At 72.8% G+C, this 11,181-nt stretch carries 12 protein-coding genes; 6 read left to right on the top strand and 6 right to left on the bottom strand.

Annotated features, from left to right (window positions below):
- Positions 1–6: 6 nt before the first annotated feature.
- From HHX30_RS28350 to HHX30_RS28335, 4 genes are all read left to right on the top strand, one after another.
- Positions 7–741: a PIG-L deacetylase family protein gene (locus HHX30_RS28350; protein WP_169985325.1), complete on the top strand. Its 735-nt coding sequence runs from the start codon at positions 7–9 to the stop codon at positions 739–741.
- A 267-nt stretch (positions 742–1,008) separates the two neighbouring features.
- Positions 1,009–1,503, top strand: coding sequence for a DUF1453 domain-containing protein (locus tag HHX30_RS28345; protein WP_169985323.1), 495 nt, complete (start codon positions 1,009–1,011; stop codon positions 1,501–1,503).
- A gap of 9 nt (positions 1,504–1,512) precedes the next feature.
- Complete coding sequence (locus HHX30_RS43455; RefSeq protein WP_169985322.1) at positions 1,513–2,703, top strand: sensor histidine kinase; 1,191 nt, start codon at positions 1,513–1,515, stop codon at positions 2,701–2,703.
- Positions 2,700–3,521 carry a response regulator transcription factor gene (locus HHX30_RS28335; protein ID WP_169985320.1) on the top strand — a complete coding sequence of 274 codons (822 nt, stop codon included), beginning with the start codon at positions 2,700–2,702 and terminating at the stop codon, positions 3,519–3,521. Before HHX30_RS43455 ends, HHX30_RS28335 begins: the two co-directional genes overlap by 4 nt.
- A gap of 177 nt (positions 3,522–3,698) precedes the next feature.
- Here HHX30_RS28335 and HHX30_RS28330 read toward each other — a convergent pair whose 3' ends face one another.
- The 6 genes from HHX30_RS28330 to HHX30_RS28305 form a co-directional block, all read right to left on the bottom strand.
- On the bottom strand, positions 3,699–3,887 hold the full coding sequence (locus tag HHX30_RS28330; RefSeq protein WP_169985318.1) for a hypothetical protein: 189 nt from the start codon (positions 3,885–3,887) through the stop codon (positions 3,699–3,701).
- A 71-nt stretch (positions 3,888–3,958) separates the two neighbouring features.
- Positions 3,959–4,711 (bottom strand): type II CAAX prenyl endopeptidase Rce1 family protein, encoded by a 753-nt coding sequence (locus HHX30_RS28325; protein ID WP_169985315.1) that lies wholly within the window; start codon positions 4,709–4,711, stop codon positions 3,959–3,961.
- 97 nt (positions 4,712–4,808) lie between these two features.
- On the bottom strand, positions 4,809–5,498 hold the full coding sequence (locus tag HHX30_RS28320; RefSeq protein ID WP_169985313.1) for a neutral zinc metallopeptidase: 690 nt from the start codon (positions 5,496–5,498) through the stop codon (positions 4,809–4,811).
- A gap of 71 nt (positions 5,499–5,569) precedes the next feature.
- On the bottom strand, positions 5,570–7,030 hold the full coding sequence (locus HHX30_RS28315; protein WP_169985311.1) for a glutamate-cysteine ligase family protein: 1,461 nt from the start codon (positions 7,028–7,030) through the stop codon (positions 5,570–5,572).
- 43 nt (positions 7,031–7,073) lie between these two features.
- Complete coding sequence (locus HHX30_RS28310; RefSeq protein ID WP_169985309.1) at positions 7,074–7,712, bottom strand: response regulator transcription factor; 639 nt, start codon at positions 7,710–7,712, stop codon at positions 7,074–7,076.
- Positions 7,709–8,884, bottom strand: coding sequence for a PspC domain-containing protein (locus HHX30_RS28305; RefSeq protein WP_396705638.1), 1,176 nt, complete (start codon positions 8,882–8,884; stop codon positions 7,709–7,711). Before HHX30_RS28305 ends, HHX30_RS28310 begins: the two co-directional genes overlap by 4 nt.
- A 143-nt stretch (positions 8,885–9,027) precedes the next feature.
- Here HHX30_RS28305 and HHX30_RS28300 point away from each other — a divergent pair, with 143 nt between their 5' ends.
- Positions 9,028–10,935, top strand: a complete 1,908-nt coding sequence (locus HHX30_RS28300; protein ID WP_169985305.1) for a PspC domain-containing protein — start codon at positions 9,028–9,030, stop codon at positions 10,933–10,935.
- Complete coding sequence (locus tag HHX30_RS28295; RefSeq protein WP_169985145.1) at positions 10,925–11,131, top strand: hypothetical protein; 207 nt, start codon at positions 10,925–10,927, stop codon at positions 11,129–11,131. Before HHX30_RS28300 ends, HHX30_RS28295 begins: the two co-directional genes overlap by 11 nt.
- Positions 11,132–11,181: the final 50 nt, after the last annotated feature.

Genomic DNA, 11,181 nt, shown 5'->3' with positions numbered 1-11,181 from the left:
CACACCATGAGGAGGCTGCTCTTGCTGGACGAGGCGGAAATCAAAAAGGTTTTGGTGGTCGTCGCGCACCCCGACGACATCGACTTCGGCGCCGCGGGAACGGTCGCCACACTGACCGACTCCGGCGCGGAGGTCGTGTACTGCCTGGTCACGGATGGTGACGCGGGCGGATTCGACCGGGCGGTGGACAACGGCGGCATGGCGGCGCTGCGCCGCGCCGAGCAGACCGCCGCGGCCAAGTGCGTGGGCGTCGGCGACCTGCGCTTCCTGGGCTACCAGGACGGCGTGGTCGAGCAGACGCTCGGCCTGCGGCGGGACATCACCCGGGTGATCCGCCAGGTGCGGCCCGACCTGGTCATCACCTCGAGCCCCGACCGGAACTACGAGCGGCTCGGCCCCAGCCACCCCGACCACCGCGCGGTAGGCGGCGCCACCCTCGACGCGGTCTACCCCGACGCGCGCAACCCGTACGCCTTCCCCGAGCTGCTGGCCGACGAGGGGCTCGAGGCCTGGACCGTCCGCGAGGTGTGGCTCACGGGCGGCATGACCGTCAACCACTACGTCGACGTCACCTCCACCGTGGATCGCAAGATCGCGGCGCTGCGCGCGCACGAGAGCCAGACCGCGCACATCCCCGACCTGGACGGCATGGTCAAGGGCTGGCTCTCCGGCCACGCCGCCGCCGCGGGCCTCCCCGAGGGCTCGTACGCGGAGGCGTTCCAGCGGGTCGCCACCGCCTGACGAACCGCACGATCACGCGGGACGAACGCGCGGGTGGGCGGGCCTGTGCCGGAGAAAGTGCAAGATCATGGACAGGGCCGGCGCAGGACACAGGCCATCCGTGCGGCAAAGTTCGAGATCACGGGGAAGGGGTGGGACGTCCACCCGGGGGTGGAGATGGGCGCTCCCCACCCCCGCTTCTCTCCTGCTCTCCACCCCCGCTCTCCACCCCCGCTTTCCACCCTGGCGCCGATCCGCTCCGCGGCCGCTCTTCCTACCGTCTTACGCATGCAGACAGCGCAGATCATCGTCATCGCCCTCGCCGCGGTCGCCCTCGTGATCTACCGGCAGATGACACCGCGGCCCGCCGCCAGGCCCGTCGGCCTGATCATCTCCGCGGCCATGGTCCTGGCCGGACTCGCCGCCGACGGGGACAAGCTCGTCGACCCCCTCCACCCGGTGCTCGCCGTCGCCCTGCTCGCCGCGGGGCTCCTCGTGGCCGCGGGTCTCGGCGCGCTGCGGGCGGCGACCACGCGCGTCTGGCTCGACCAGCACGGCGTGGCGTGGTCGCAGGGCACCGCCACGACGCTGCTCGCGTGGGTGGGTTCCATCGCCGTCCGGGTCGCGATGATCTTCCTGACCGCGTTCCTCGGCGTGACCTCGTCCCAGGGCTCCATGCTCCTGTTCATCGGGGTGACCCTCGGCGTGCAGTTCCTCATGGTCGCCCGCCGGGCGAGCGCCCTGCCCGGCACCGCCGTCCCCGGTGTCCAGACGGCCCGCTAGCGTCGGGACGTGCTCAGACGTGACCCCTCGCATCCTCCCGGCCACCCCGGCGGAAGCCGGGAAGGCTCTGAGGCCCACCGCAGGAACGCGATCGCCGGCGTGTGCCTGCTGGCGGCGGTCACCGCGATGCTGATCGGCGGGCAGGCGACCTCCGCACCGGGGTTCGGCCTGGCGGGCGAGCGGCTCGCCGTCACCGTGCTGACCGCCGCCGTCGCCGTCGTCCTGGCGATGACGATCGTGCTCCGGCTACGGCCGGCCGTGCTCCCGCGCCGCTGGGACACGGGGCGCGTGCAGGCCGTTCTTCTCGGCCTCGCCATCGTGCCGGCCCTCGTCCTCGACGCGATCTCGAAGGGCGGCAGCCCGGCCGTCGCCGTGGTCATGTTCGCCATCGGAGCGGCGGCCGTGCGGCATCCGCTCAGCCGATCGCTGCCGGTCCTGCTGCTCGCCCTGACGGGACTCGGGGCGGTCACCATGGGCCTCATGTCACCCGTGGCCCCCGCCGGACCGGCCGATCGCGGCGTCAGCCTGGGCGTCTCGCTCTGCGTGGTCTTCACGGTCGCCTACGCGATCAGGCAGCGCAGGGCCGCGACCGCCGCGCAGGCGGGCGAGGCCGTGCTGGCCGAACGCGCCCGGATCGCCAGGGAGATCCACGACATCCTCGCGCACTCCCTGTCCGCGCAGATCGTGCATCTGGAGGGCGCCCGGCTGCTGCTGCGCGCCGACCGGTCCCAGGAGGCGCTCGACCGGGTCGAACGCGCCCGCGAGCTGGCCAAGAACGGCCTGGAGGAGGCCCGCAGGGCCGTCGCGGCGCTGCGGGACGACACCCCGCCGCTCCCCGCCGCGCTGGACGCGCTCGCCGAGGAGTTCCGCGAGGCCACGGGCAGGGAGTGCACGCTCGACATCCGTGGCCCGCGACGCCGCCTTCCCCCCGAGATCGAGCTCGCGATGATCCGTACCGCGCAGGAGGCCGTTACCAACGTGCGGCGGCACGCCCCCGGCTCCCCCGCCGCGGTACGGCTGGACTTCCGCGGCGGAGAGTGCGAGCTGGAGGTCGTCAACCCCCCGAGTGACGCGCCGGGAACGCCGGGTGGAGGATACGGTCTCGTGGGCATGCGCGAACGGGCCGAGCTTCTCGGCGGCACCCTGGAGGCCGGCGAGGTGGAGGACGGCTTCTGGGTCAGGCTGCGGGTGCCGGCGTGACCGCCCGCGTGCTCGTGGTCGACGACCAGGCCGTGGTGCGCGACGGGCTCGTGCTGCTGCTCGGCCTGCTGCCGGAGATAGAGGTGGTGGGGTCGGCGGCCGACGGCGAGGCCGCGCTCCGCCTGGTCGCGGACGAACGGCCCGACGTGGTGCTCATGGACCTGCGCATGCCCCGCATGGACGGCGTGGAGGCCACCCGCGAAATCCGGGCCGGCTTCCCGGACACCCAGGTCGTGGTGCTCACGACGTACACCGACGACGAGTCGGTCTTCGCCGCGCTGCGGGCCGGGGCGCGCGGCTTCCTCACCAAGAGCGCGGACGCCGAGGAGATCGCCCGCGCCGTGACCACGGTGATGAACGGCGATGCCCAGCTCGACACCGGCGTGCAGCGCCGCCTCCTGAACACCGTCACCGCTCCGCCCCCGGAACCGCCCGGCCCGGCCGCCGCGCCGGCTCCCCGGTCGCGTCTGTCGCCGCGCCACGGGCGGCAGGCGCCCCGAGCGGGCCGGACGCCGGGTGGTGGGGAACCACGCGGTGCCATGGGATCGCCGGATGCCGGGAGGCCGACGAATGCCGGGAGGCCGCCGGGTGGCGGGACGCCGCCGGACGGGCTGACGCCACGCGAGGCGGAGGTCCTGCGGCTCATCGCCCGTGGCCTGTCGAACGCCGAGATCGCCGCCGCTCTGTTCATCAGCGAGGCCACGGTCAAGACGCACATCAACAACCTCTTCGCCAAGGCCCGTCTCCGGGACCGGGCCCAGGCGGTCGCGTACGCCTACCGAACCGGCCTGGCCGACCCGGACGACGGCTTCCAGTAGTACCTCGCGCGGAGCCAGGGACTGCCGTGCGCGTCCGGATCCGTCCAGGGGATGTCCTTGTCCCCAAGCTCCTCGAAGAGGTCGCGGATCGCCTGGACATCACCCGGCTCCCATCGGAGCTGACCTGCCATGACCAGGCCGCGCAACGTGCCGCCCGCCAGGCAGTCGGCCTGGAGCTCACCTCACGTCGTAGGCGATGAAGTGGCCCGGCACGCAGTAGAACGCGTTGTCGGGGTCGGAGGCCGCGCCGTCGCACCTCGGTCCGCGGGTGCCGATGTAGGCCGTGAAGCTCCGGATCGGCCGGTAGGGCCGGCCCCAGGCCCTGAACTGGCGGGCCCAGCGGTGATCCGTCTGAAACCCCCTCATATGGGCCTCTCCACAAATTCAATGACTTGTCCACCATCGATGCTCACCGAGACGCATCGGTCAGAGGCCGCTCAGCGCGGCAGCGCAGCGGCCCCTGCCGTTCGGGAGGTCTCCGCGGCCTTCCCGATCCGCCTGGCCAGCCGGGCGGCGACGTATCCGAGGCTGTTGGTCGCCAGGTGGAGCAGCGACGGGGCGAGCAGCCCGGCGCGGCGGCGCAGCTCGTGGAAGAAGGCTCCGGCCAGGGCGGTGGACAGGACCGTCCCCGCCACCAGCCTTGCCGTCTCCGCGAGGGCGCCGGGCTCCTGCGCTGACTCGCCCGAGGTCAGGCGGCCGAGTGCGGGATTCGCCCGGGCCATGTCCATGGCGGGCAGCACGTGCCACAGCCCGAACAGCGCGGCCGAGGCGGCGACGGCCGTACGCGCCGGGAGTGAGCGGCCGAGCAGGGCGGGCAGCACGCCGCGGAAGGCGACCTCTTCCAGCAGCACGGTCCCGAAGGGCACCTGGACCAGGGCCTCCTCCAGCACGCGGCGGCGCGACAGCGCCAGCGCCCGTTCGTCGTGGAACAGCGCCCGGGTCCGGGGATGGGCAACGCCCACCGCGTATCCGGCCGCCACAACGCCTGCCAGCGCGGCGCCCGCGATCGCGCCCCGCCGCGCCCGGTCGAAGCCCAGCTCCCGCAAGGTCAGCCTCTCGCGCCGGGCGAGCGCCAGCAGGGCCCCCGTCGCGACCGTCGAGGTCAGCGGCGCCCACCGCCTGGCGACCCGGTTGTTCAACACGTTCGCCGCGGCGAGCACGCCGAGACATCCCACCAGCGCAGGCTTCACCCGTCCTCCAGTCGTCGTCCGTGACGATCCCGGACGGTCGGCATGCTGCCAGGGTGCCGCCCGTTCTGCTTCCGGTCCAGCCTGACCACATGCCGCCTCAGCAGGTCCCCGCACCCTCGTTGTAGCCGTGGGCGAAGTACTGCTGGCGCAACGCGGGCGATCCGTGGGCGTCCGGCGCCCACCAGACGTCGGTCGGGTCGCCCGCCGCCCGGATGTTGGTGAGCAGTTCCTCCTCGTCGCCCTGCTCCGTGCCCAGCACCCCCACGCGGATCAGGCCGCTCAGTGAGGCGCCCGCGTAGCAGTCGGCCTGAAGCTCCCGCTCCACGTTGAAGCGGAAGTCGTCGACGAGCTGCGCCTGCACGGCGTGTCCCAGTTCGTGCGGGATCACGACGTAGACCGCCCCGTCGCCCATCCGGTCGTACATCGCCTCCAGCCAGGCCGCGTCGTAGGCGATGAAGTGACCGTACGGGCAGTAGAAGGCGTTCTCGGGCACGGCCGGCTGACCACCGCAGTCGGGACCGTCGCTCCCCCGGTAGGCCACGAAGCGGGTGATCGGGCGGTACGTCTCCCCGCTCTCCTGGAAGCGGCGCGACCAGAACCACTCGGTGAGGCACCGGGCGAGCTTGACGTCGCCGGGGAAGTCGTCGCCGACGCCCTCGCAGGGCGTCCTCCCCCCGGACGCCGCGTTCCCCGGCTGCGCCCGATCGGGCGGGGAACCGGTGAGCGTGCCACACGAGGCGAGCAGAGTCACTGCTAGCAGGAAGGCGGCGAGTACTCGACGGGTCATTTCCGTCTGAATACCCATTTAGGCGACAAAAATTTGCGCCGCCGCCGATACCCGTCACCGATCCGGTAACTTCACATACTCCAGGTGTGCACGGGCTCGTTGGTGTGCATGTGCTGCAGGTAGCGCAGGGTCATGCGGCGCAGCGCCTCGTGGTCGCCACCTAACGCGCGGGCCGTCCTGACCTGCCAGTCCGCCCCCGTACGGCCGGTCACGCAGCGCCGCTCGATGATGCCGAGCAGCCGGTCGCGCTGCACCGGGTCGACCTCCCACAGGTCGAGCCCGTGATAGGCCATCGGCAGCAGCCTGCGCAGGATCAGCTCGGCGGCGGGCACCTCCCCCAAGCCCGGCCAGTAGAGGCGGGCGTCGAGGCCGTACCTCGCGGCGTTGCGGAGGTTGTCTTCGGCCGCGGCGAAGGACATGCGCGTCCACACGGGCCGCTCGGCCGAGGGAAGCACGCGCATGAGCCCGTAGTAGAAGGCGGCGTTGGCCGCGATGTCGGCCACCGTCGGCCCGGCCGGCAGCACCCGGTTCTCCACCCGCAGATGGGGGACGCCGTCCGAGACGTCGTAGACGGGCCGGTTCCAGCGGTAGACGGTGCCGTTGTGCAGCCGCAGTTCGTGCAGCTCGGGCACCCCGCCCTCGTCCAGCACCTGCCTCGGGTCCTCCTCCTCGCACAGGGGCAGCAGTGCGGGAAAGTAGCGGACGTTCTCCTCGAACAGGTCGAAGACCGACGTGATCCACCGTTCCCCGAACCACACGCGCGGCCGCACACCCTGGGCCTTCAGCTCCTCCGGCCGGGTGTCGGTGGCCTGCTCGAACAGGCTGATCCTGGTCTCGCGCCACAGCTCCTTGCCGAACAGGTACGGCGAGTTGGCCGCGACCGCGACCTGCGGACCGGCGATGACCTGGGCCGCGTTCCAGTGGTCGGCGAACGTTTCGGGGCTGACCTGCAGGTGGAGCTGCACGCTCGTGCACGCCGCCTCGGGGGTGATGCTGTCGGCGTAGGTGTCGAGCCGGTCGACCCCCTCGATCATGAGGTGCAGGTCCTCACCCCGGGCGGCGAAGATCTGCTCGTTCAGCAGCTTGTAGCGGGGGTTCGCCGACAGCGTCCCCTCGCTGACGTCGGTCTCACGCAGCGTCGGCAGGATGCCGACCAGCATGAGCTGCCCGCCGACGCGCGCGGCCCGCTCCTGCGCCCGGTTGAGGCGCAGCCGTACGGACTCCTCCAGCAGGCGGCTGCCCTCGCCGGACAGCACCTGCGGCGGGATGTTGATCTCGACGTTGAACTGCCCCAGCTCCGTCGCCCAGTCGGGCTCCGCGATGGCGGCCAGGACCTCGGCGTTCTTCATCGCCGGCTCGCCCCGGGAGTCGACCAGGTTCAGCTCGATCTCCAGGCCCATCTGGGGCCGGTCGAACCCGAACCGCGACTCCCGCAGCATCTCGTCCAGGACGTCCAGCGACAGCTTCACCTTGTCCCGGTAGCGACGGCGGTCCTCCCGGGTGAAGGAGACGGAGGGTACGTCACGGCCCATTAACCGAGCGTCGCACGCCGGAGGGCGATCGCACCAGACGGGTTCAGACCAGACGTCGTGCGGTGGCCCAGCGCGACAGCTCGTGGCGGTTGGACAGCTGCAGCTTGCGCAGCACGCTCGACACGTGCGTCTCGACGGTCTTCACCGAGATGAACAGCTCCTTGGCGATCTCCTTGTAGGCGTAGCCCCGGGCGATCAGCCGCAGCACCTCACGCTCCCGCTGGGTGAGCGAGTCGAGCTCCGGGTCGATCGGCGGGGCCTCCGTCGAGGCGAACGCGTCGAGGACGAAGCCGGCCAGCCGCGGCGAGAACACCGCGTCGCCCTCCGACACGCGGATGATCGCGTCGGTCAGCTCGGTGCCGCTGATCGTCTTGGTCACATAGCCCCGGGCACCGCCCCGGATGACCCCGATCACGTCCTCGGCCGCGTCCGACACCGACAGGGCGAGGAAACGCACCTGGGAGCCCGAGCCGAGCACGCGCCGCAGCACCTCCTGGCCGCCGCCGCCCGGCATGTGCACGTCGAGCAGCACCACGTCGGGCTCCAGCTCGGCGATCGCCTTGACGGCCGACTCCACGTCCTCGGCCTCGCCGATCACCTGGATCGAGGGCCCCAGCTCGGCCCGTACGCCGGAGCGGAACAGCCGGTGGTCGTCGACGATCAGCACGCGTACGGTCTTCATGGTTCTCTTTTCATCGTCAGCATGACCTCGGTTCCGTCGCCGGGCTCGGTCCTGACCCGGGCGCTTCCGCCGTTGCGCTCCATCCTGCCGATGATCGACTGGCGGATGCCCATCCGGTCCCCGGGGACGTCGTCGAGCACGAAGCCCTTGCCCCGGTCCCGGACGAACACCGTCACCTCGTCGGGCTCGACCTCGGCGTAGACGGAGACGACCGGAGCCCCACTGTATTTGCACGCGTTGACCATCGCCTGCCGGGCGGCGTGCAGCAGGGCCACCAGGCCCTCGTTCAGCTCGCAGTCGCCCACGCAGACCACCTCGATCTGCACGCCGTGGGCGTCCTCCTCCTCGGCCGCGACCCGCCGTACGGCCGCGGCGAGAGTGGCGTCGGCGTCCTGCTTGGGCTGGTACAGCCAGTTGCGCAGCTCGCGCTCCTGCGACCGGGCGAGCCGGGCGACCTCCCGCGCGTCGTGGGCGTTGCGCTGGATCAGGGTGAGCGTGTGCAGCACCGAGTCGTGGACGTGGGCGGCCACCTCGGCCCGCTCCTCCTGCCTGATGCGCTCGGTGCGCTCGCGCTGAAGCTCCTTGACGAGCGAGGCCAGCCAGGGCGCGGCGATCATCAGCATGCCGCCGACGACGACCGCGGTGAACACGAGCCCGGTCCTGGCCTTGGCGAGCTCGCCGCTCGCGGCCAGGAAGCCGATCGCGCCCACGACGACGAGCAGCGCCCCGATGCCGGTGCGTACCCAGGTCGTGCTGACCTGCTTGACCGCGCCGGACATCCACCGCTGCCGCCGTCCCGGGTCGGCCTGCTGCCACAGGATCAGCGCGCCGATGCCGCCGACCGCGATCGGCCACATGCCGAAGCCGCCGCTGGAGGCGCCCGTCAGCCAGGCGAAGCTCGCCAGGGCCAGCCACAGCACGCCGTACGCGGCGAGCTGGCCCCATTCGCGGGCCGGCTCGCGGCCCTTCACCTCCTCCTTGGGGGTGAACATCCACAGCGCGGCGTACGCCACGAGGCCCAGCCCGTCGACGACGGTGAGCAGCACGAAGGCGAGGCGCAGCACGACGGGGTCGAGCCGCAACTGGGCGGCGGCGCCCTGGGCGACGCCCGCGACCACCCGGCCCGACACGGGCCGGACCATCCGGGGGAACGCCGCGGGGGCGTTAGGCATCTCAGACATCTCGGGAAGCATCGTCACACGTCACCGGCCATGAGCGCATCAGGGCATGCCCTGACGCCGTCCCTGAGGGGTCGGGGACGAGTCAGGGGTTCCCCCGATGGCAGGGGTACGGCGGGCGACGCCAGGATGGGACCATGACCGAGGCACCATCGACCCCCGCTCCCGACCCCGCCGGCCCGCCCGAGCCCGAGAAGGTGCTGAGCCGCTCCCGGGACGGCCGCATGATCACGGGCGTCTGCGCGGGCCTCGGCAGGTTCACGGGCATGGACCCCGTGCTCTTCCGGGTCGGTTTCGCGGTGCTGGTCCTCGCCTCCGGCACCGGCGTCCTGCTGTACGTCGCGGCGTTCCTGCTGATGCGCCAGCCGGGCGGCGGGCCCGGCCACCTGGAGCAGTGGACCCGGCGGCTGTTCGACGCCGAGACCGTGCTCGCGCTGCTCGCCGCGGTCTTCGCGTTCGGCCTGATCATCAACGTCGCCTCCGGGGGGATCAACCGCGGCACGATCGTGGTCGGCACGCTGCTGGCCATCGTGCTGATGGCCGCCCACTCGCGCGGCGTCGACCTGCTGACCATGGCCAAGTCGATGCCCGACCGGGCGACCGGACGGCGCGGCATGACCCGCGCCGCCCCGGGCTTCGCGCCGTTCGCGCCCTTCACTCCGCCGCCCGCGCGGGAGCCGTACGGGGCCGGCGTGCCCGGGGCGGGAGCGCCGATGCCGGAGACACCGCTGCGGGAGACGCCGCTGCGGGAGACGCCCGCGCCGACGCCGCCCGGCGCCGCCGGGCAGGCGCCCGTGACGGACGCCGCGGAGCCCGGCCCAGCCGGCCCCGGCGCGGCCGCGGACGACACCGCGATCCACGACACGATCGTCCCGGACCCGGTGGCCCCCGCTGTGAAGGAGCCCGCGGGGAAGGACACGACCATGATGGAGGCGGTCGCGGACGACACGCTCGTCCAGGAGGCCGTCGCCGAGGACGCGGCGGGGCGCGCCGACGGCGACCCGCCGACCCGGCCCTTCGAATCCGTCGCCCGTCTGGCCGCGGAGCCCGCGCCCGGCGCGAACGCCCCCGGCGCGAACGTTCCCGGCCAGGCCGCCCCGGGGCCGGACCGCCACGGGGCGCCGGACGGCTGGGCGCCCGGAGCACCGGGGCCCTCCGTCTCCGCGCATCCGGCCGGCGGCGGCTACCGGCGGCTGTCCGACCTGGCCCGCGAGGCGCGGGAGGGCGCGTACGGCCCCGGCGGCGCCCAGGACGCCCGGCACGGCGCGCGCAGGCACGGAGCCGGGGGCCACGGATACGGATCGGGTGAGCCCTTCGCCCCGCACGGCCCCTACACGATGCGGGAGCCGCATCAGCCCTACGGCTCGCCCTACGCGCCGGACCCCTACACGCCGCCGACGCCGCCGCCCGCGCGTCCGGCGAAGCCCAGGCGTCCCCGGTCGTTCGTCGGCGGCCTCACCATCTGCCTCGCCCTGATCGTTGGAGGGATCTTGGTCACCATGGAGCGGACCGGCTCAGGCACGGTCGGCCTACCGGTCGTCGGCGGGGCGGTCCTCGTCACGATCGGGGCGGGCCTGCTGGTGGCGACGTGGTTCGGCCGGGGCGCGGGGCTGGTCGCCGCCGGGACGATCGTGGCCCTCGTACTGGTGGGGAGCTCGACGATGAACGGCATCCCCCGCAAGATCGGCAGCTTCGTCTGGCACCCCGTCGGCTCCGTCCAGTCGCCCGGCACGTACGAGCTGGGGATCGGCGAGGGCAAGCTCGACCTCAGCGACGTCGCGCTCAAGCCGGGCGGCCGGGTCAGGTTCGACGCCTCGGTGTCGCTGGGACAGCTCACGGTGATCGTCCCGGTGACCGCCCGCGTCGAGGTGCACGGCTCGGCCAAGCTGGGCGAGGTGAAGATCGACCACAAGGTCGAGGACGGCACCGACGTGCGGTTCGACCGCATCCTGGAGCCGGAGGCGCCCGTCGAGGGCGACGCGCCCACGATCGAGCTGCACGTCAAGGCCGGCCTCGGCGACGTGGAGGTGCGCCGTGCCGCGTGAGTCCCGGCCCGAGCGCCCGCGCCGGGTGCACCGTACGGACTGGATGTCCCTGCTGTGCGGCCTGCTGTTCATCGGCATGGGCATCCGCTACCTGACCGGCCCTGATCCCGACGCGGTCGTCATGGCGCCCATCCTCGTCGGAGGGCTGGGCTTCGCGGCCTTCGTCGCCATCCTCGCCAAGGTCATCCGCCGCTGATCCGCTGATCTCGCTTCCGGCCGGTGCCGCGTCCGCGCGGTCCCGGCCGT

Source organism: Microbispora sp. H10836 (assembly GCF_012999525.1).
Taxonomy (GTDB): Bacteria; Actinomycetota; Actinomycetes; order Streptosporangiales; family Streptosporangiaceae; genus Microbispora.
Note: the sequence above shows the minus strand (reverse complement) of the source record. Positions and strands in the feature narration are given on the sequence as shown.